Raw genomic sequence first — 21827 nt, forward strand, 5'->3', positions numbered from 1 at the left:
GTCCTAAGCCCCTGAAATCCTCAAGACTCTTTTGCAGTATCTGTACTAATTGACAATACTTTACTGGTGACTTCACCGCGCGCGAGCCGCGTCGTCATTACGTCGTTTTCATGTAGACTTGCCGCATCCAGCACCGGTTTATCTTCTTTGAAGGTAATACTGTAGCCCCGAGTCAGTGTTTGCAGAGGGCTTACAGAATGCAGCAGTTGCCCTGAAGACTGCAGTGAGCGCGCTTTATTTTCTAACAGGCGATGCATCGATTTGCCTAACGATGCGGTGAGCTGTTGATGTTTATCTGCAAGGCGCGCCACCCGTGATGCGGGATTAACTCTGTCTAACCGGCGCAACAACTGATTGAGCCGATTCGCGCGTTGCGCCATTTGTGTGTTCATTGCATGATTCAAGGCTATCTGCGAGCGGTCTAGCATTTGATACTGATTTTGTAGACGTCGCTCAGGGTGCACCGCTTTCAAGCGTTGCTGTAATACGGCCAGTTGATGCTGTTGATGTCTGAACTGCTGTTGCCAGGCACGGTCAAGAGCAGACGCTTTTTGTTGTACAAACGCCAGACGCTCGCTCTGATCCCGACTTAATAGTTCGGCGCCTGCAGACGGGGTAGGGGCGCGCACGTCTGCCACGAAGTCGGCAATGGTCACATCGACTTCGTGCCCCACCGCACTTACTACCGGCACCGGCGATGCTGAAATACAATGGGCCAGGGCTTCATCATTAAAGCACCAGAGATCTTCCAGCGAACCGCCACCACGGGTGAGCAGAATGACATCGACCTCATCGCGATGGTATGCGGTTTCCAGCGCATGGATAATTTGCGCGGGGGCCTGCTCGCCTTGCACCAGCGTGGGATAAACGATAACTTCTGTAGCCGGGCTACGGCGCTTTAATACCGTGAGAACATCGTGCAAGGCAGCACCGGCTGAAGAAGTGACTACACCAATTTTATTAATTACCTGGGGAACAGGGCGTTTCGCATCGGCGTCAAACAAGCCGTCGCGCTGTAATTTCAATTTCAGGGCTTCAAAGGCTTGTTTTAGCGCGCCGTCACCGTCAGCTTCAAGATGTTCAATAACCAGTTGATAGTCGCCACGTGGCTCATACAAACCTACAGAAGCGCGAACCAACACTTTGTCACCTTCCTTCGGACGCTGTTTTACATAGCGGTTCGAGCCCTTGAACATGGCTGCTCGCACTTGCGCTTTATTATCTTTGAGGGTGAAATACCAATGCCCAGACGATGCCGCAACAAAATTGGAGATTTCCGCAGACAGCCAAATAAGGCCAATTTCGCCTTCCAGCACCGTTCTGGCCAGCCTGTTCAGCTTGGTCACGGTGAGAATTTGACGTGATGTAGAAGGGGAATTAAACAGCATAAATAAAAAATCATCAGGTTTAGGACAATTAGAGTTTACCTGATTTAGAAAAAACACTACAATTGCGCCGCAATTAACTCTCCACTTATTCAGGTGTTATTGCATGCTCAGAATCATTCAAGAAGCTCTTACTTTTGATGATGTATTGCTGGTACCAGGACATTCTACGGTCCTCCCTCATACAGCAAATCTCCAGACCAAACTGACTCGCGGCGTGTCGCTGAATATCCCTATGGTATCTGCTTCAATGGATACTGTAACGGAAGCGCGTCTTGCGATTGCCCTTGCCCAGGAAGGCGGCATTGGCTTTATTCATAAAAACATGGAGCCAGCAGAGCAGGCAAATCACGTTCGTGAAGTAAAAAAATACGAAAGCGGTGTGGTGTCTGACCCTGTAACCGTTGAGCAGACCACCGCTATTGGCGAAGTGCTGGCGATGAGCAAGAAATTGGGTTATTCCGGTTTCCCGGTTACTGATAAAGATAACAACCTTATCGGTATCGTGACTGGCCGCGATATGCGTTTCCAGAATCGTCTTGATTTACCGGTAAGTCAGGTTATGACGCCAAAAGACAAGCTGGTAACGGTAAAAGAAGGTGCAGACTCTAAAGAAGTACTGGATCTGATGCACGCAAACCGTATCGAAAAAATCCTGGTGGTTGACGATGCCTTCAAACTGACCGGCCTCATTACCGTTAAAGATTTCCAGAAAGCGGAAAGCAAACCAAACGCCTGTAAAGACTCACTGGGTCGTCTGCGCGTTGGTGCCGCAGTTGGCGTAGGTGCCGGTACTGACGAGCGTATCGCTGGTCTGGTTGAAGCAGGCGTTGACGTACTGCTTATCGATACTTCCCACGGTCACTCTCAGGGTGTTATCGATCAGGTAGCCCGTATTCGTGGCGCGTACCCTGATTTACAGATTATTGCCGGTAACGTAGCGACTGCGGCAGGTGCAAAAGCACTGGCGGACGCTGGCGTTGATGGCGTAAAAGTGGGTATTGGTCCGGGTTCAATCTGTACTACCCGTATTGTTACCGGCTGTGGTGTTCCTCAGATTACGGCTATTTCAGATGCGGTTGACGCACTTGAAGGCACTGGTATTCCTGTTATCGCCGACGGCGGTATCCGTTTCTCCGGCGACATTGCCAAAGCGCTGGCAGCGGGTGCAAGCTGCGTAATGGTAGGCAGCATGCTGGCCGGTACTGAAGAAGCGCCAGGTGAAGTTGAGCTGTATCAGGGCCGTTACTACAAATCTTATCGTGGAATGGGCTCGCTGGGTGCGATGAATCAGCGTCACGGTTCTTCTGACCGTTACTTCCAAGCTTCAGATAATGCTGAGAAGCTGGTACCAGAAGGTATCGAAGGCCGCGTAGCCTATAAAGGCCCAATCGCCACCATCATCCATCAGCAAATGGGCGGCCTGCGCTCAGCCATGGGTTTGACCGGCTGTGAAGACATTCCTACGCTGAACACAAAAGCACAGTTTGTGCGGGTAACGTCAGCGGGTATGGGCGAGTCTCACGTACATGATGTGAGCATCACTAAAGAAGCGCCAAACTACCGTTTGGGCTAATCGCCGCTAAACTAGTATTTTGTCAGGCTGGTATCTCTACCAGCCTTTCTGTTTTATTTAACGGGTAAAAACATGACCACCAATATTCATAGCCAGCGCATACTTATTCTGGACTTCGGTTCCCAGTACACGCAACTGATTGCACGTCGCGTACGTGAAATCGGTGTTTACTGTGAGCTGTGGGCCTGGGACGTGACCGAAGAGCAAATTCGCGGATTCAACCCTGACGGTATTATTCTGTCCGGCGGTCCGGAGTCGGTCACTGAACTTAACTCTCCCCGCGCTCCTGAATACGTATTTGAAGCCGGTGTACCGGTGCTTGGCGTATGTTACGGCATGCAGACCATGGCGGAACAGTTGGGCGGCAGCGTTCAGGGTTCTAATAAACGTGAATTCGGCTATGCGCAGGTTGAGGTATTAAAAGCGACTGATCTGCTGGCACAGATTGAAGACCACATCGGTGAAAACGGCAATGCGCTGCTGGACGTATGGATGAGCCATGGCGATAAAGTGGCGACCATTCCTGAAGGCTTCGAAACCATTGCACAGACACCTTCATGTCCTCATGCTGCTATGTATAACGAAGAAAAGCGTTTCTACGGTGTACAATTTCACCCGGAAGTCACCCATACCCGCCAGGGCCTGCGTCTGTTGAAACAGTTCGTAATGGATATCTGTGGCTGTGAGAAGCTGTGGACGCCTGGCGCTATTATCGAAGACGCCATCGAGCGCATTAAAGAGAAAGTGGGTGACGACGAAGTGATCCTCGGCCTGTCAGGCGGTGTGGATTCTTCTGTGGTTGCCATGCTTATCCATCGCGCAATCGGTGACAAACTGACCTGTGTATTTGTTGACAATGGTCTGCTGCGCCTGAACGAAGGTCAGCAGGTTATGGATATGTTCGGCGACCACTTCGGTCTGAACATCATTAAAGTGGATGCTGAAGATCGCTTCCTGGCAAGACTGGCAGACGAAGCCGATCCTGAGAAGAAGCGTAAAATCATCGGTAACGAGTTCGTTGCTGTATTCGACGAGGAAGCCTCTAAGCTGACTAATGCGAAGTGGCTGGCACAGGGCACCATTTACCCTGACGTTATCGAATCTGCTGGTTCTGCTACCGGTAAAGCCCACGTTATCAAATCTCACCACAACGTGGGTGGTTTGCCTGAAGACATGAAAATGGGTCTGGTAGAGCCTCTACGCGAGCTGTTTAAAGACGAAGTACGCAAGATTGGTCTTGAACTGGGTCTGCCTTACGACATGCTGTATCGTCACCCGTTCCCTGGCCCTGGTCTGGGCGTGCGTGTGCTGGGCGAAATCAAGAAAGAATACTGTGACCTGCTGCGTCGCGCCGATGCGATCTTCATTGAAGAACTGCATAACGCCGACCTTTACCACAAAGTCAGTCAGGCATTCACCGTATTCCTGCCGGTACGTTCTGTTGGCGTAATGGGTGATGCTCGTAAATACGACTGGGTTGTATCGCTGCGTGCGGTTGAAACCATCGACTTCATGACTGCACACTGGGCGCATCTGCCATATGATTTCTTAGGTAAGGTGTCTAACCGTATCATCAACGAAATCGACGGCATTTCCCGCGTGGTTTACGATATCTCCGGTAAGCCGCCTGCTACGATTGAGTGGGAATAATTTACCCTCGAATTAGTACTACACTAATAGGGTTTACACATTTAAAGTCCGCGTAACTGCGGACTTTTTTGTTTTTGCCGTAATGTGTTGTTTGTCATAATTGTTAAACCGCTAACAACCAGCACCAAATGACTCCACCCACGATAGGGCTAGGCTAAGCCCAAGTTATCAAGTAAGGCTGCTAGCGCTATTCTTTCCTCTGCAGCTAATGCGTCCAGAGGTCTTGGTAAACAGGGAGAATCAGCCAAGCTTTGGATTTCAGCTGCTGTAGCCACCACTCGAAGGCTGCCTCCATGGCGAGCAAAGAAATCCCACATTGGCGTTAATTGCTGTGATAGGCGTAAAGCTTCTTGGGGATCATTATTCAAAGCCGTCGTTGTAATGGATTGGGCAATTTCTGGGAACAGGCCGCCAATGACGGAATACCAAACTTCACAGCCCGCATTTAATCCGTGGGCAGCACAAGCATCGCCACTTACACCAATAGACACATGGTCAGGAATCAGCGCGCGGAGGCTGTCGACCCGTTCCACTGCAGCTTGAGGATCTTTAGGCACGCCAGGAATTTTTATCGACCTTACGTGAGGTAACTGGGCGATACGTCCGTGAAGTTCATCACTGAAAGTAAAGTGGGTTGTACCCGGATTGTCATACACGCAAAGCGGCACAGAGAGTGTAGCAGTGACCGCCTCGTATAATTTAAAGACTTCATTTTCTGTCAATGGCTGGTAAGACATGGGCGCTAAAAGTACTGCGCTTGCACCTGCCGCCTGAGCATCTTGGGCATTAACAAGCACATCTCTTAAATTTAAGGCGCTAATACCCACCATAACCGGGGTCGTATTGGCGTGTTGAACTGCAATTTCAGCGACTCTTTTTCGCTCTTCTCTCGACAGGTAAGCGTAATTGCCCGTTGAACCGAGTACGCCGATAGCATTTACCTTGGCTTCAACTAAGCGCTTGAGAAGACCAATAAAGGCACGCTCATCGACTTCATCATTCTTCAAAGGGGTTAATGGAAACGCAGCCAGCCCAGAGAACATAAATTTTACCTTTTTAAATAACAGTCCATCGTTGGATATATATCATAGGCGTTATTAGGATGTACAAACAAGCCGGTTGATGGGTGCCTTTGCAACTCTCAAGATAGAGATGAACTATTACTGGCAATAGTTGAATGTATTCGCCCTTGGTTTGTAGTGGTATATTCAAAACTGTCGGCCAGTATAATACAGTGTCGTTGAAAAAAATTTTACGAGTCAATTAACTCAAGCAGTAAGGAAATAAGTTTGAAGTACCGCCCTGAAGTGGACGGCCTCAGAGCGCTGGCTGTTATACCTGTGATACTTTTTCACGCCGGATTCAGTCTGTTCTCGGGAGGTTTCGTAGGCGTTGATATATTTTTCGTTATCAGCGGCTATCTGATCACTACGATTCTGATAGAAGAACTCGATAACGACAAATTCAGCATCGTGAATTTTTACGAGCGCAGGGCGCGAAGGATATTGCCTGCACTTTCATTGATTATGTTGTTGTGTATCCCCGTGGCATGGATGACGATGTCTCCGGAAAATCACAAAGAATTTCTCAACAGTTTAGTGGCTGTTAGCCTTTTTTGTTCCAACATCTTGTTTTGGATGGAAAGTGGTTATTTCGAGGCGGCTTCAGAAGAGAAACCGCTGCTACACACATGGAGTCTTGCTGTAGAAGAGCAGTATTATTTGTTGTTTCCCGTTTTTCTCTTTCTTTTCTGGCGTCTCGGTAAAAATAGGGTACTTATCTTAATCGCGCTGATGACCGCATTTAGTTTGCTTCTGACCGAGTGGGGATGGCGTAATAACAGCACGATGAATTTCTTTCTTGCGCCTTTTCGGGCATGGGAGTTATTTGCTGGCTCAATGGTGGCATTTTTCATCGTCAGTAAAGGCGTGCAAAAAAATAACCTCCTGGGCATTATTGGGTTGCTCATGGTGCTGTACGCCAATTTTAGTTTTGACAAGTTCACGCCTTTCCCGAGTTTCTACGCGTTGTTTCCAGTGGTTGGAACATCATTAATTATTTTATATTCCGGACCTGGGACGCTGGTAAATCGTCTGCTAAGTCTTAACATTTTCGTATGGATTGGCCTGATCAGCTATTCAGCTTATCTATGGCATCAACCGATATTTGCTTTTGCGCGGATCCTGTCTCCTGAAAGCTTTAGCACCGTTCAAATGCTGGTTTTAATTACTGTGTCTTTAGTGCTTGCCTGGTTTAGCTGGCGATATGTAGAAGGGCCATTTAGGCGCAGAGAAAATATTGGTCGCAAGGGAATCTTTGTTTTTTCCGGTTGTGTAATGGCGTTTTTCATCTGCTACGGAAGTATAGCTTCCCACTTCGCGCCTGCACTGCAAACCGGGAAATACAATAGCCTTGAAAATTTCTCATTGAGTGCTGACAGTAAGGACAACCGCGAGTTACGCGAAATTTCGTGGGAATACATAAAGAGTCGGGATGAAGGAGAGTTATGGTTTGACGATAGCGCTGGTCAGAAAGTGTTAATTATCGGTAATTCTCATTCCAAAGATGTCTTTAATGCACTCTCTGCTTCGGCTTACGCTGAGTCAGAATATCAGTTTGCCCGTAAGGCTATCCGCAAGTTTGAAGTTGATGATGTGATTGAGGAGTTATTGCTAACGCCGAATTTTAAAGAGGCAGATATTGTTATGATCGCGTCTCGTTATCACGCAGAAGATGTCGAGCCATTACAAGCGCTCTTATCATTCATTCTCGAAGCTGGAAAGCAGCCGGTAGTACTTACCAATATCCACGAGTTTCCTGAATACTGGACGAGGAAATGGACACTGGCAGAATTCATTGGCTACACATTACGACGAGAGTCGCCAAACGTATCTAATGAGGAGCTAGCCGCAACAATTAATCGGGCCTATTTTAACGCTGTCTCTGAGCATCATTTGGCTGAGCGAATTGATTTCAGTGGCAATGTTAATGAAATTAATCGTACTTTGGCACAATTGCCCATTGAGGTGCCCGGTGTTATCGTATTAAACAGAATGGATTACATCTGCGACACTGAAAGCCAGTACTGTGATGCGGTGGGGCCCGACCTTGAAAAGTACTTTTATGATTACGGCCATAACACGCTGGCTGGAGCCAAAAAGTTTGCTGAAAATATTGATAGGGTGCAGTGGCTATCACCACTGAGAGAGCAACAGTAAAGCTGCATTTGCTTTATTCGCATCCGCAAGTTAAAAAATAGCCAGTCAGTAAAAGTACTGACTGGCTATTTTATTTTATGCTTTATTTAGATACTTGGCGCGATTTAATCGCGTAGTTAATTATACGCTCAGACTAGCCATATCAATAACATAACGGTGCGCAACGTCGCCCTTTGCCAGGCTTGCAAACGCGTCATTTACTTCATCAGCTTTAATCATCTTACATTCAGGATGAATGTCGTGCTCAGCACAGAAATCCAGTACTTCCTGAGTTTCCTTGATACCGCCAATCAGTGAGCCTGCTACGCGGCGTCGCCCCATCACTAACGGCACAGTCATAAAATCTTCCATAGGGCCAACCTGGCCGACAATCGCCAATGTGCCGTCGATATCGAGAAGTGGCATGTAAACATCTACGTCATGTTTAACCGGAACAGTGTCGATAATTAAATCAAAGGAAGATCCTGCTTGCTTCATCGCATTTTCATCGGTAGAAGCTAATATTCCCTTTGCCCCTAACGCTTTAGCTGTCTCTTCTTTTGAGTTGGAACGGCTAAGTACAGTGACTTCTGCACCCATGGCAACGGCTAATTTAACGGCCATGTGACCTAAACCACCCAGACCGATGACGCCTACGCGGCTGCCTGCTTTTACGCCCCAGGTGCGCAGAGGAGAAAACGTAGTGATACCCGCACAAAGGATGGGGGCCGTGCGCGCTAAATCCAATGATTCAGGCACCCGTAAAACGAATTCTTCACGAACTACAATGTGTTTTGAGTAACCGCCTTGGGTAATTTCACCATTGATGCGGTCTGGTGCGCCGTAAGTGGGAGTCATACCGTTACGGCAATATTGCTCTTCGCCATGATCACATTGATCACATGACTGACAGCTGTCTACCATACAGCCAACCGCCACGTGCTGGCCTACTTCATAATTTTTTACGTCAGCGCCTACTTCTATAACTTTACCGACGATTTCGTGTCCGGGTACCAGAGGATAAGGCTGATCGCCCCAGTCGCCGTTCACAGTGTGAAGATCTGAGTGGCAAACGCCGCTATAAATAATTTCGATGGCCACGTCATTGTTGCGCAGGTTCCGTCTTTCAAAGTGATAAGGAACCATATGGGCGTCTGAAGAGTGAGCCGCATAACCAATTGTTTTCATAACTATAGCCTCATTTGTCGTTACATGCTCAGGCATATCCTGATGCTAAAATTTTAAAGAAAACCACTGCAATTGTGCATGCCTGATGCTCTTTAATGATTGCCTGATTGTGTAGTTTGTTGGAGATACTACGCAATGTGTTGCTGACAAGTTCAGTCAGCATCGAAGGGAAATGAAAATGCCCCCTAAACAGGGGGCATGGTTTTACGAGGTATAAGAGGGGAGGAATTAGCCGCGTTTTAAGTCAAAACGATCGTTGCGCATAACCTTTACCCAGGCATCAACAAAGTCATTTACGAACTTTTTCTTCACATCGGCTGAACCGTAAACTTCGGCAATTGCACGCAGTTCAGTATTAGAACCAAAAATCAGGTCAACCGGTGTGGCTGTCCATTTTTGTTTACCGGTTTCACGGTCAACACCTTTGTAAAGTGCAACGTTATCCGTTTTTTCCCACTTAGTGGACATGTCCAGCAGGTTAACGAAGAAATCGTTGCTTAACTGACCAGGCTTCGTTGTTAACACACCGTGCGTTGAACCATCAGCGTTAGCACCGATAGTACGCATACCACCTAACAGAACCGTCATTTCCGGTACAGTCAGACCCAACATGTCAGCCTTATCCACCATCATCACCGTGGGTGCAGCCGTGTTGCCTTCGGCGTAGTAGTTACGGAACGCATCAGCCTTAGGCTCCAGCACAGAGAAAGACTCAACATCAGTCATTTCCTGGGTAGTATCCATACGGCCCGGTGCGAATGGTACAGTGACTTTAACACCTGCATCTGCTGCAGCTTTTTCGATACCAGCAGCACCCGCCAGAACAATCATATCGGCCAGAGATACTTTGGTTTTACCCGATTTTTTATTGAACTTAGTCTGGATAGATTCCAGTTTGCCCAATACTTTCTGCACTTCTGCAGGGTTATTGACAGCCCAGTCCTTCTGAGGAGCAAGCGCAATACGTGCTCCGTTTACACCTCCACGCATATCAGTATCACGGTAGCTTGCTGCAGCTGCCCAGGCTACGCGAACCAGTTCCTGAACTGATAAGCCAGTATCAAGAATGGACTTCTTCAGCTGGTTAGCCTGCTTCTCTGAGATCAGTTTGTGGTTCACTTCTGGAATAGGATCCTGCCAGATCAAGTCTTCCTTAGGTACTTCATCACCCAGATAGCGAGCACGTGGTCCCATGTCTCTGTGGTTCAGTTTGAACCACGCTTTACCGAATGCCAGTTCAAATTCTTCAGGGTTCTGCTGGAAGCGCTTAGCTATCTTTCTGAACTCAGGATCTTCTTTCAATGCGATATCGGTAGTAAACATCATCGGAGGATTACGCTTACCTTCAATGTGTGCATCCGGAACCAGCTTGTCAGCCGAAGGTGAAGTTGGTTTCCATTGAATTGCACCGGCAGGGCTCTTTGTTTGTTCCCACTCAAAGCCAAACAGGTTATTCAGATAGTTCATCGTCCACTGGGTTGGTGTGACGGTCCACGCACCTTCAAGACCACTTGTCATGGTATCTTCAGCGTTACCTTTACCACAGCTGTTTTTCCAGCCCAGACCTTGTTGTTCAATCGCTGCTGCTGCAGGCTCCTCACCCAGACACTCTGGTTTTTTCGCGCCGTGGGCTTTACCGAAGGTGTGACCACCAGCAATAAGTGCAACGATTTCTTCGTCGTTCATCGCCATGCGACCAAATGCAAGACGGATATCGTGGGCAGCGGCGATAGGATCAGGCTTACCATGAGGGCCTACTGGGTTTACGTAAATTAGACCCATTTCAGTGGCCGCAAGTGAACCTTTCAGGCTACCTTTCTCGTCACGACGCTGGTCGGTCAGCATTTCTTCTTCCGGACCCCAATAAACATTATCAGGTTCCCAGTCGTCAGTGCGTCCACCAGCAAAGCCGTAGGTTTTGAAGCCCATGTCTTCCAGAGCAACGTTGCCAGCAAGCGCCATCAGATCGCCCCAGGAAATACTGCGGCCATACTTTTGTTTTACTGGCCAGACTAGACGGCGTGCTTTATCCAGGCTGGCATTGTCGGGCCAGCTGTTCAATGGATCGAAGCGTTGTTGACCACCAACAGAACCACCACGGCCATCAATTGTGCGGTAAGTACCTGCGGCGTGCCACGCCATACGAATAAAGAACGGTCCGTAGTGCCCCCAGTCAGCTGGCCACCAGGGTTGAGAATCAGTTAAAACAACGCGTAAATCTTCTTTTACTGCGTCCAGATCCAGGTTTTCAAACGCTTCTGCGTAATTGAAATCATCACCATATGGATTTGATTCCACGCTGTGCGCACGCAATTGTGAAAGATTAAGTTGGTCAGGCCACCAGAATTTATTGCCTTTGGGGGCTTCGCCCACCACTTTTGCATTTTGCTCCATAGTGGCAGAGTGCGCAGTAGGCGATAACGCCATAGCGATTGCTGCAACAACAGGTAAAAGTTTCATTTTCATGTGTATGTCCTTTAAACAGTTATTAATAGTGCTTAACCAGTACAACTATGATTGAGTTTTCTGATGGCGGAAAATTAGATTTAGCGATTAACGTAATCTGTTTTTACAACTTGCTAGTTAACATTCCATTAACTTAGTTTAGTCGGTTATCGTGGGTATCGTTAACTGCAGCGTTTTTGATCTGGCAAAGGCACGAGACGTAACGGTAAGGTAACCAATATCTGCAACCTGAATTTAAACGCTAAGGAACGAATCATGCGCGCATATGGCTATAAACAAGCTACAGAAACATTGACAGAGAATGCGTTTCAGGCGGTCAATATCGCTAAACCTGTTCCGGCAGGACGGGATTTGTTGGTAAAAATTGAGGCCGTGTCGGTAAATCCGGTAGATACAAAAATTCGTCGCACGGTATCCGCGTCTGCCGAAGAGATAAAAGTGCTTGGGTGGGATGCGGTGGGTACCGTTGTAGAAACAGGCAAAGACACGCAGTTATTTAAGGCAGGCGACCGCGTGTTTTATGCAGGTGATATTTCTCGCCCTGGCACCAATGCGGAGTATCAACTTGTCGACGAGCGCATTGTCGGTAAAGCCCCGGTAAATTTGAATGATTGTGAAGCTGCAGCCATGCCGCTGACATCCATCACGGCTTACGAACTGCTATTCGATCGTTTACAGGTTGCCAAGGGAACCGACAGTAAAGGGCAAGTGTTATTAATCACAGGGGCTGCAGGCGGTGTGGGCTCGATTCTTATTCAGTTGGCCAGAAAGCTTACGTCTCTTACCATTGTTGCCACAGCATCTCGTGACGAAACGCAGGCGTGGGTGAAAAAGATGGGCGCCCATCACGTTATCGACCATAGCAAAGATCTTTCGCCACAATACCAGGCGCTGGGGCTAGATGGCGTAGATTTTGTCGCCAGTCTTACTCACACGCAGGTACACATTGCAGCGCTGGTGGATTTGATGAAGCCACAAAGCCGCTTTGGACTGATTGATGATCCGGGGGCTCTTGAAGTGGGCTTGTTAAAACGTAAGAGCATTTCGTTACACTGGGAATTTATGTACACGCGGCCGTTGTTCAATACTCAAGATGTGTTGCGTCAGCATGAGATCCTTAATGAAGTCAGTTCCCTGCTCGACAAGGGTGAGTTAACTACGACGTTTAATACCCATCTTGGACCCGTGAATGCGCAAAATTTGGTTGAGGCACATCGCATTTTGGAGAGTGGTTCTGCCATTGGTAAAATTGTTCTGGCGCCTTTCGAAGCTGAGTAGTTACCATGTTCCGTGCCGGCGCAACACGACTGCGCCGGTCATTTATACTTGATGCCCTCGTCTCATACTTAATACGCTAACGGTTTCCGTACTCTGTCACATCTCTGTCATATTTCTGTCTTCTAATACTAAAGTCTATACCACACTCTAAATCTTGTATTATTAGGTTCCCATGTTGAAATACGCCAGTATCAGCCGATTGGTCATGACGCCCGTTATGGCCGCACTCATTATTCTCGTCTTGTTAAACGTCGCTTCGTTATATAAGTCCTTCGCGGTGCTTAATCAGTTCGACGAAATGGAAAACAGTCTGGTGCAATCTGAGCGCGATGTGACTGCCATTCTCAACACCTTCAAAACGCAGGTGCAAGAATGGAAAAACACGCTGCTTCGTGGCTATGATGACGAGAGCCGGAAAAAATACTGGAAGCGTTTTCAGCAGCGTGAACAGGAAGTGCAGAGCGGGTTTAAGTTACTCCTCAACAATACGTCTATTAATCCGTCGACAAAAACCAATATTCGCGCGTTTCTGGTTGCACATGACAAAATGGCGGCCAAATATCGCGAAGGGTATCAGGCATTTGTCGATGCCGGCTTTAATGCAAAGGTGGGGGATGCCTATGTAAAAGGTATCGACCGGGAGCCAGCTCAATTACTGGAAACGGTGGCCAAGGACATTGCGAATCAATCTTTTGATGCCTTTGCGTCTATGCGCACGGATACCCGTCGCACGTTGTGGATTATCCTTTTCGCTGCACTCGCATTGTCGGCGTTAACAGCCGTGTATGTGATTAATCGCCTGCGTAATCAGCTTATTAAACCGATTAAAAATATTGCAGGGTTCATCTCTGGCCTGGCGCACAGTCGTTATGATAATGCACTTAATTATGAGAGCGATCATGAACTCGGTGTACTGGCCAATTCAGCCCGTGCGCTTCAGGAGAAATTAAAAACGTCGGTGCATGAACTTCGCCAGGCGGAGTCTCAAGTGGGCATTGCTGTAGCAACATTACGGGATGTCAGTGCCGCCATTCTTAACGGCGCAGAAGATCAACACCACAATAGTCAGTCACTGAATACCAGTACCGAAAAGCTCGGAGAAATTGTACAGAGTCTAGTGGCCATTACCGACCAGGTGGCGGTGGCGACGAAGCAGTCGGAAGACAACGTGGGAGAGTGTTTCACAACATTCAGTAAGGCAAACGAAGGCTTTAGCCAATTAGCCAGAACAGTTAACGAGTCCAGTGATATTGTTGATGCCCTGCAATCGAGAAGTAACAATATTCTTAAAGTCGTGAATGTGATTAATGAAATTGCTGATCAGACAAACCTGCTGGCATTGAATGCGGCCATTGAAGCTGCCCGTGCAGGTGAGCATGGTAGAGGCTTCGCGGTTGTTGCCGACGAGGTGCGTGCACTAGCTGCAAAAACGCAGCAATCTACCCGTGAAATTAATGACATTTTATCAAGTTTTGAGTCGGAAGCCCGCGGTGCGGTGACCGCAATGCAAGCTGGAAAATCACTGGCAGATATCAACGCGAAAGAAGCCTCAGTTGCATTAGAAACGCTGCATCTGGTTGTGCAAAGCATAAAAGAAACTGCCAGTGTGGTTGATGCGCTAAATGCGGCAGCCGATGAACAAGAAGTTGTGCTTGGTAGAGTGGAAGAGGTCATTAATTCATCCATTTCCTCGTCGGAGCGCTACCATGAGTTGTCCCGTCGCAACGATATTTCCGACGCTGTACGAGAAATGGAGACCAATGTGCAGCGAGTCGTTTCATCGCTCACCAGCTAAGTATTATACTTTTCCCGGTTATCTCGTGATAAGGTAACCGGGTATGCACAATCAATCGTTACCACCACTCGTTTTTCATCCCATATATAGCCAGCTTGATTTGCCTGTGCGGCATCGCTTTCCCATACAGAAGTATCAGGGTATTTTCGATGCGCTGACAGCAAAGGGCGTCCCTGCAGAGTACTTTACTCAGCCAAAACCCATATTGCGAGAGAGCCTTAAAGCGCATTATTTGCCAGATTATATTGATGCGCTATGCGATGGTAATCTGGACCCAAAAGCGATGCGGCGCATTGGCTTTCCCTGGTCACAGCAGCTTATCCAGCGCTCACTCACAGCGGTGGGCGGCACCTGTCGCACTGCGGAACTGGCAATAGAGCAGGGTATTGCACTGAATCTTACCGGAGGCTATCACCACGCCTTCGACGATTTTGGTTCGGGCTTTTGTCTTTTTAATGACTTGTATCTTGCGGCCCGGCAAACGCTTCAACGAAGGGATATCGATTCTGTCATGATTTTTGATTGTGATGTGCATCAGGGCGACGGTACGGCGAAACTGGCGGAAAACGACCGCGATATTTTTACTGTGTCTATTCACGGTGAGAAAAACTTTCCCCATCGAAAGCAAGTCTCAGATATTGATATGGGACTAGAAAAAGGTGCTGGCGACGACACGTATTTAAACGTACTGGATGAAACCTTACACCTGGCTTTTCGTCAGTGTTCGCCGGATTTCGTGATTTATGATGCCGGCGTAGATATCCACATTGATGACGATTTAGGTTTGTTGCATGTGACAACCGAAGGTGTTTATGCCCGTGACTGTATGGTGCTGGACACGTGTCGGCGACAGAACATTCCGGTGGCGTGCGTAATTGGCGGTGGTTACCAGCGTGACATTGCAGCATTGGTGGAGGTACACCTGCAACTTTACCGGGCTGCAGGTGTTATTGCCTGAATCAGGCTTGCTTATAAAAAGGTAAGCTGAAAGCCAAGGCCTATGCGCTCCTGGCTGCGGTTATAGTCGATAAGCGAGTCACCATAGCCGTTGAAATACTGCAGTAGAATTTCATAGCGGTCTGAAAGCGGGTAAGTTAAATCAACCTGAATACTGCCGCGGTTATGGCCAAAATTAAGATTATTTCTTAGCAGTGCGAGCAATTTCAAATTACCAAAACGGGTTCCGTAACCAAATTCTGCTCGGCCGTAATAATCACTGATGTCCGGGTTATCGTCGCCTGCGGGATCAAATTCATCTTCCTTGGTGTCTTCAGGAATGCGATACCAGGCTTTCAGGTAATACAGATCATCGTAGTCACTGAACAACACCGACGCGTACAAACGGTTCCAGCTTCTAGAACGCTCACCACTTTGGCCGTTAGACATGTGATTAAAGCCAAACTGCAGCGCATTAAAGTCGTAGCCAAGAATATTGATAGTGGCTTCACGTTGATAAAAAATTTCAGGCTGATAATTGGTTTCGCGAAAAGGCTTGGAAACTTCGCTGTTATACACCTGCCAGAAAGAAGTCACGGTAAAACCAAGATACATGCCGTCCGCCGTATCCTCCTGCAGATACAAAGGCAGCTTTACACTAAGCTGAAATTTAGCTTCTTTGCTATCGACGTTTTCTGGTGTCAAATCCTGATTCCCTGCAGAATTCGGATTGGTGACGTAGGTGATAGGGAGAATATAATTCTGGCGGTGTTGGGTAATCGCGAAGTAATTATCCAAGGCTCTGTGGTCAGCTTCAAACCGCGAGCTTAAAATGCCCGGCGCTTTTTTCTGTGCATCAGAATTGGATTGTTCGGTTTCGCTTTCCTGCGCAAAAACGGTAGTGGCAGACAAATATGCAATACAAAGCGCGGCAGTAAAAACGCGTGCTTTCATCAGCAATTTCCTTTTTTAAAGTTTCAGCGTTTGTCCTTCAAAAGCGGCAAACAATTCCAGTTCCGATTCTGCAATGGCAATATAATCTTTGCAGTGCTCTACAACTTTATCGATGTCATCATCGGTACGGTCAGGATCGTGGCTATACAGCGCAATCCGTTTCGCATTCGACCCCATGGCGAGCTTAACCGCTTCTTCTGCGACTGAGTGTCCCCAACCGGATTTTGCCGGCATGTCTGAGAGCATGTATTGGGCATCGTGCACAATCACCTCAGCATCGCGGGTGAATTCTACAAACGTTAAAAAGTCGGTTTCTTTCTTATATGGGGGATACAATTCGTTGTCGGTCATGTAAACGAATTTCTTACCATTTTCGGTAATTGCGTAGGCGCTGCCTCTTCCCGGGTGATTCATCGGCAGTCGTGAGATGTGCGCACTACCAATACGCCAGCTGGTGGTGCTGTCTGGTAGCGGGGTAACGGTTATTTTCGACTTCAGTGCGCTGGCCGGAACCGGGAAAACCGACCCCTGCATTTGCTGCAGGATCTGGTCGTATTCTGGAAGGCTGGTAAGGCCGGGCGTAATATTGATTTCCCGATCTTCTTGGTAAATGGGCGTGAAGAATGGAAAGCCTTGAATATGGTCCCAATGATTATGGGAAAGCAGAAGATGAATGGGCGTGTTCTTTTGAATTAATTGGTTGCCTAAGCGACGGATACCGGTACCGGCGTCAAGAATGATATCGGTACCATCGTCTAGCTCGACATGCACGCAAGCTGTGTTTCCGCCGTAGCGCACGTATTCAGGACCTGGCGTAGGAATTGACCCTCTAACACCATAAAAGGTTATCTGCATGCGTTCTCCTGGTGCATTCGAAAGCCGGGCAGACCTTGCCCGGCGGCGTGACTGACCGTTTACAGAGCAGCGATAAATTCCGCAACCTGACTCAGGTCAAGTAATTCGGTTTCACCGGTTCTGCGATTTTTATATTCAACCTGCTGGTTATCGAGATTACGCTCACCAACCACGATACTGTGCGGCACACCAATGAGTTCCATGTCATTAAACATAACACCCGGACGCTCTTTGCGGTCGTCAAACAATACATTAATACCCTGAGCGGTAAGTGTAGAGTATAACGCCTCGGCTGCGTCTTTGATGCGTTGAGATTTATGCATATTCATCGGGATCAGTGCCAGAGTGAACGGTGCAATAGGCTCTGGCCAGATGATGCCGTTTTTGTCGTGGTTTTGCTCAATGGCGGCGGCCACGATACGAGATACACCAATACCATAACAGCCCATGGTCAGGATTTGGTGTTTGCCGGTTTCACTCAGTACGCCACAGTTCATGGCTTTAGAGTACTTGTCGCCTAGTTGGAAAATATGGCCAACTTCAATACCACGTTTGATTTCCAGCGTGCCTTGGCCGCAAGGTGATGGATCGCCCGCAACCACGTCACGAATATCCGCCACTTCAATGTCACCGTTCCAGTTTGCATTAACAATGAACTTCGCATTTTCACCCGCACCACAAACAAAATCTGCGGCGGCAGCAGCGCTGCGATCAACCACAACGTCGAGGTTAAGGTTGGTCGGGTTGGCAAAAAGAGGGAAGCAGCCGAACACTTCTTTGGCTGTTTCGTCACTGGCCACCACTAAAGGTGATTCTACCTGAGGAAGCTTTTCAGCTTTTACATCGTTCAGGGTGTGCTCTTGACGCAGTACTAATGCAACCCATTTATCCGCCGCATCTTCTTCGCTTTTCGCTTTTACTAATACCACTTTCAGTGCGGTATCCTGCTTAGCCAGGAAGTTTTCTACGCTGATACCAGAAGGTTTATCAATTACTTCTGCTGGGGCGCCAGACGCTGTCGCTTTTGCTGGCGCAACGGCTTCTGCCATTTCAACGTTCGCGGCGTAGTTAGACTCGGTAGAGAAGGCAATATCGTCTTCACCGGAATCAGCCAGTACGTGGAACTCGTGAGAAACTGCACCACCGATAGAGCCCGAGTCTGCGATAACAGCACGGAAATCTAGGCCCAAGCGAGTGAAGATGTTGCTGTATGCCTGATACATTTTATCGTAGGTTTCTTGCAATGACGCTTCATCCATGTGGAAGCTGTAAGCGTCTTTCATGGTGAACTCGCGGCCACGCATAATACCGAAGCGCGGGCGAACTTCGTCACGGAATTTTGTCTGAATTTGATACAGATTGAGCGGCAACTGTTTGTAGCTGCTAATTTCATTGCGTACCAGGGCTGTGATCACTTCTTCATGTGTCGGGCCTAAAACGAAATCACGCTGATTACGATCTTTAATCCGTAACAGCTCCGGGCCATATTCTTCCCAACGTCCGGATTCTTCCCATAAATCGGCAGGCTGAACCACAGGCATCAGTACCTCAACGGCACCGGCCTTGTTCATTTCGTCACGTACCACATCAGCAATTTTGTTCAGTACACGCAGACCGCTAGGCAACCAGGTGTAGAGACCAGCAGCTAGTTTGCGGATCATGCCTGCTCTGATCATCAGCTGGTGGCTGATAACCTCAGCGTCTGCAGGCGTCTCTTTTTGCGTAGACAGCAAATATTGGCTCGTGCGCATTACGGTGGTTCATCCTATACAGAAATAAAAAACGGCGCCATTCTAGCAGTATAAAAATGTCCGAAAAAGTCGTTTTTCCGGTTTAGTGTTTAACGCCGGTTATGCCGTGCGATCAATAGCTTCAACGACCACGCCATCGTTTGTTACACGCCAGCTAATATCAAAATTATAGAGCATGACTTTGTAGGTTTTTGGGTCGCTTTGTAACTTTTGTTTGTACGCGGGGCGGGGATCTTGTGCCAGTACCTCGCAAATCAGTGATTCCAGGTCAGGAAAGTCGTTGCGCACCTGCTGGCAGCGCTGTTGTGCCTGAGAAGATAAGGTCACCTCGAGCGCGGGAATAGGGGCAACGGCGGTGATGCTGTCGGTGGCTGAAGAAATAGCATCCGCGTAAGCAATGTAGGGCTTAATATCCAAAATTGGCGTGCCACTTACTAAATCAACACCGGAAACACACAGTATTGCTTTGCCATCTTTTATTGTTACACCGTTATTCTTCACCACTGACATACCAATGCTGTTAGGCCGGTGTGTACTGCGAGATGCAAAAACACCCGTAGTGGCATTCCCGCCCAGGCGAGGGGCTTTCACTGCGGGCTTCCACCCTCGCTCTGCGGTTTCATGGAAATAAAATAGCAGCCACAGGTGGCTGTAGTTTTCTATGTCATCGAAGGCGCGGGGATCGGCGAATTCATCGCCAAACGTAATCGTGCCTCGGGCGTCGGTAAGATTTGGCTGTCTGGGAATTGCAAATTTCTGTTTGAACGGGGTTTCAATGGTACCGATTGGCAGAATATCTGTCGGTAGCGCCATGGCCGGAGCATCTCATTAGTGAAAATTATCAGTTGTCATAATTATCTCACAATTTGCCGGTAACGTGTGCCTGGTTATTTCCCCGAGGGCCTTTCTGGGTTGGTTCTCGGTCTCCCTGGAACCCAGACACTCTGCCTTACCGGTTTTCCGGTAAGGCTTTTTTTTATTTCTGAATTCCTATTCCGGTCGTGTCAGACGCGCACAGATATGGCAAACTGATGGCCCGATTGTGCGCAGAGCATAAAAGTTGCAGCTCAAACGACATCAAACATCATCTGTTTCCTACAGATGTCAGAACAAATATGCAGTAGCAGACGGAAAGCTATGATAGTTGTAGACAATCTATCCCGACATTTTCATCGCCTGAAAGCGGTTGATGAATTGTCTTTCACCATAAAGCCCGGTGAAATTGTAGGATTTCTAGGACCCAACGGTGCCGGCAAATCCACAACCATGAAAATGCTGACAGGTTTCCTCGAACCCACTTCTGGCTCCATCGAAATAAACGGGCAGAATATGCCGGGTGATGCGAAAGCATTGCAGGAAGTGATCGGGTATTTACCTGAAGGCGCGCCGTTATACGGTGATATGACGGTGTTTCAGTTCCTGTGTTTTATCGCTGGCGTTCGGGGCCTTAAAGGCAAACGTCGCAAAGCGCGATTACAGAATGTGATTGAGCAGGTTGAGTTACGCGATGTATTGAATCGCCAGATAGACAAATTATCTAAAGGCTTTCGTCATCGCATTGGTCTTGCTCAGGCCATTATTCATGATCCCGATATTCTCATCCTTGATGAACCCACTGATGGCCTCGACCCCAATCAAAAGCATGAAGTGCGTGAGTTAATTAAGAAACTATCAAAAGAAAAAATTGTAATTATCTCAACACATATTCTCGAAGAAGTGAGTGCGGTATGTAACCGGGCAATGATCATTCACGAGGGTAAAAAATTGTTCGACGGTACGCCCTACGAGCTGCAGTGTCGCTCAAGGTATCATCAGGCAATCACGCTCCATTTCAGTTATGCCGCAGATATCTCAGGGTTGGCCGAAATCGATGGGGTGGAAGAAATGGAAATCGACCGCGAAACCGGTGATATCACCTTGTTCCCCGAGCCAGGTAAACTCATCATGGCGCCGGTGACCGAACACGTTAGCCATTTCCGCCTGCCGGTTGATAAGTTCACTATTGAAACCGGTCGCCTGGACGACGTATTCCGCGAAATCACCATTGGCAAGGGGGCTTTGTAATGCGCAGTCTAACTATTGCCCGCAGGGAATTCGGTAGCTTTTTTGCCACTCCTATTGCCTATGTGTATATCGCTATTTTTCTTGTGTTAAGCGGTGTTTGTACATTCTTTATGGGCGATTTTTATGCCCGTGGACAGGCAGACTTACTGCCATTTTTTGATTTCCACCCCTGGCTATATTTGTTTCTGGTGCCTGCTATCGCCATGCGTAGTTGGGCAGAAGAAAAGAAATCCGGCACCATTGAATTGCTTATGACATTACCGGTTTCTACTACACAAACGGTTATCGGTAAATTTTTAGCTTGCTGGACGATTCTTGGTCTGGCCTTACTCATGACAACCCCACTGTGGTTAACCGTGAATTACCTTGGCTCACCGGACAACGGTATTATTGTTGCGGCTTACATTGGCAGTTGGTTGATGTCTGGCGCTTTTTTGGCAATCAGTCAGTGCCTGTCTGCAGTAAGTCGTAGTCAGGTGGTGGCGTTTGTACTGTCTGTCGTAGTGTGTTTTATCTTTGTGGTGAGTGGATCAGACATCGTCATCGATGCGTTTAAAAACTGGGCAAGCAATCTTGTCGTGGATACGGTGGCTTCGTTCAGTTTTCTTACTCACTTTGATGCGATGGCGAAGGGCGTCCTCGCTGCTTCTGATGTGGCTTACTTCGTTCTTGTGACGGCCTCGTGGCTGTTTGCCAGTGTTATTATCATTGACGAGAATAAGGCGGACTAAC

16 protein-coding genes are annotated in these 21827 nt (G+C 48.0%); 8 read left to right on the plus strand and 8 right to left on the minus strand.

All coding sequences use genetic code 11. From position 1 onward, the window contains the following. Nucleotides 1-20: 20 nt before the first annotated feature. Nucleotides 21-1388 (minus strand): exodeoxyribonuclease VII large subunit, encoded by a 1368-nt coding sequence (xseA, locus tag ACXAFQ_RS16160; protein WP_474824452.1) that lies wholly within the window; start codon nucleotides 1386-1388, stop codon nucleotides 21-23. A 103-nt stretch (nucleotides 1389-1491) separates the two neighbouring features. On the opposite strand from xseA, the gene guaB reads away from it, so the two are divergent. Next, nucleotides 1492-2961: an IMP dehydrogenase gene (gene guaB / locus ACXAFQ_RS16165; protein WP_474824453.1), complete on the plus strand. Its 1470-nt coding sequence runs from the start codon at nucleotides 1492-1494 to the stop codon at nucleotides 2959-2961. Nucleotides 2962-3033: 72 nt separating this feature from the next. Then, a complete protein-coding gene (guaA, locus tag ACXAFQ_RS16170) occupies nucleotides 3034-4611 on the plus strand; it encodes a glutamine-hydrolyzing GMP synthase (RefSeq protein WP_474824454.1) in 1578 nt (525 codons plus the stop codon). Between the two features lie 149 nt (nucleotides 4612-4760). Here the strand turns inward: guaA and ACXAFQ_RS16175 are convergent, their stop codons facing one another. Next, nucleotides 4761-5654, minus strand: coding sequence for a dihydrodipicolinate synthase family protein (locus ACXAFQ_RS16175; protein ID WP_474824456.1), 894 nt, complete (start codon nucleotides 5652-5654; stop codon nucleotides 4761-4763). Between the two features lie 246 nt (nucleotides 5655-5900). On the opposite strand from ACXAFQ_RS16175, the gene ACXAFQ_RS16180 reads away from it, so the two are divergent. After that, complete coding sequence (locus ACXAFQ_RS16180; protein ID WP_474824458.1) at nucleotides 5901-7829, plus strand: acyltransferase family protein; 1929 nt, start codon at nucleotides 5901-5903, stop codon at nucleotides 7827-7829. Nucleotides 7830-7949: 120 nt separating this feature from the next. Here ACXAFQ_RS16180 and ACXAFQ_RS16185 read toward each other — a convergent pair whose 3' ends face one another. Both ACXAFQ_RS16185 and katG read right to left on the minus strand, forming a co-directional pair. Beyond that, entirely contained in the window at nucleotides 7950-8996 is a 1047-nt protein-coding gene (locus tag ACXAFQ_RS16185) for an NAD(P)-dependent alcohol dehydrogenase (RefSeq protein WP_474824460.1), read from the minus strand. Nucleotides 8997-9224: 228 nt separating this feature from the next. Continuing rightward, nucleotides 9225-11462: a catalase/peroxidase HPI gene (gene katG / locus ACXAFQ_RS16190; protein ID WP_474824462.1), complete on the minus strand. Its 2238-nt coding sequence runs from the start codon at nucleotides 11460-11462 to the stop codon at nucleotides 9225-9227. A gap of 255 nt (nucleotides 11463-11717) precedes the next feature. Between katG and ACXAFQ_RS16195 the strand changes: the two genes are divergently transcribed. From ACXAFQ_RS16195 to ACXAFQ_RS16205, 3 genes are all read left to right on the plus strand, one after another. Further along, nucleotides 11718-12740 (plus strand): zinc-binding alcohol dehydrogenase family protein, encoded by a 1023-nt coding sequence (locus ACXAFQ_RS16195; RefSeq protein WP_474824464.1) that lies wholly within the window; start codon nucleotides 11718-11720, stop codon nucleotides 12738-12740. 172 nt (nucleotides 12741-12912) lie between these two features. After that, nucleotides 12913-14535 (plus strand): methyl-accepting chemotaxis protein, encoded by a 1623-nt coding sequence (locus ACXAFQ_RS16200; protein ID WP_474824466.1) that lies wholly within the window; start codon nucleotides 12913-12915, stop codon nucleotides 14533-14535. A 43-nt stretch (nucleotides 14536-14578) separates the two neighbouring features. Next, nucleotides 14579-15493 carry a histone deacetylase family protein gene (locus tag ACXAFQ_RS16205; RefSeq protein WP_474824468.1) on the plus strand — a complete coding sequence of 305 codons (915 nt, stop codon included), beginning with the start codon at nucleotides 14579-14581 and terminating at the stop codon, nucleotides 15491-15493. Nucleotides 15494-15504: 11 nt separating this feature from the next. Here ACXAFQ_RS16205 and ACXAFQ_RS16210 read toward each other — a convergent pair whose 3' ends face one another. The 4 genes from ACXAFQ_RS16210 to tsaA form a co-directional block, all read right to left on the minus strand. After that, the gene (locus ACXAFQ_RS16210; RefSeq protein ID WP_474824471.1) at nucleotides 15505-16425 is read right to left on the minus strand and encodes a phospholipase A; all 921 of its coding nucleotides are present in this window, start codon (nucleotides 16423-16425) and stop codon (nucleotides 15505-15507) included. A 15-nt stretch (nucleotides 16426-16440) separates the two neighbouring features. Beyond that, a complete protein-coding gene (locus ACXAFQ_RS16215; RefSeq protein WP_474824473.1) occupies nucleotides 16441-17280 on the minus strand; it encodes an MBL fold metallo-hydrolase in 840 nt (279 codons plus the stop codon). 59 nt (nucleotides 17281-17339) lie between these two features. Continuing rightward, the gene (locus ACXAFQ_RS16220; protein WP_474824475.1) at nucleotides 17340-19031 is read right to left on the minus strand and encodes a proline--tRNA ligase; all 1692 of its coding nucleotides are present in this window, start codon (nucleotides 19029-19031) and stop codon (nucleotides 17340-17342) included. 99 nt (nucleotides 19032-19130) lie between these two features. After that, nucleotides 19131-19844, minus strand: coding sequence for a tRNA (N6-threonylcarbamoyladenosine(37)-N6)-methyltransferase TrmO (gene tsaA, locus ACXAFQ_RS16225; RefSeq protein WP_474824477.1), 714 nt, complete (start codon nucleotides 19842-19844; stop codon nucleotides 19131-19133). A 324-nt stretch (nucleotides 19845-20168) separates the two neighbouring features. Between tsaA and ACXAFQ_RS16230 the strand changes: the two genes are divergently transcribed. Both ACXAFQ_RS16230 and ACXAFQ_RS16235 read left to right on the plus strand, forming a co-directional pair. Continuing rightward, nucleotides 20169-21095, plus strand: a complete 927-nt coding sequence (locus tag ACXAFQ_RS16230) for an ABC transporter ATP-binding protein (protein ID WP_474824479.1) — start codon at nucleotides 20169-20171, stop codon at nucleotides 21093-21095. After that, nucleotides 21095-21826 carry an ABC transporter permease subunit gene (locus ACXAFQ_RS16235; protein WP_474824481.1) on the plus strand — a complete coding sequence of 244 codons (732 nt, stop codon included), beginning with the start codon at nucleotides 21095-21097 and terminating at the stop codon, nucleotides 21824-21826. The genes ACXAFQ_RS16230 and ACXAFQ_RS16235 overlap by 1 nt, the downstream gene beginning before the upstream one ends. The last annotated feature ends 1 nt before the right edge of the window (nucleotide 21827 follow it).

The sequence above is a fragment of the Alteromonas sp. ABH2_165 genome (genome assembly GCF_056159945.1).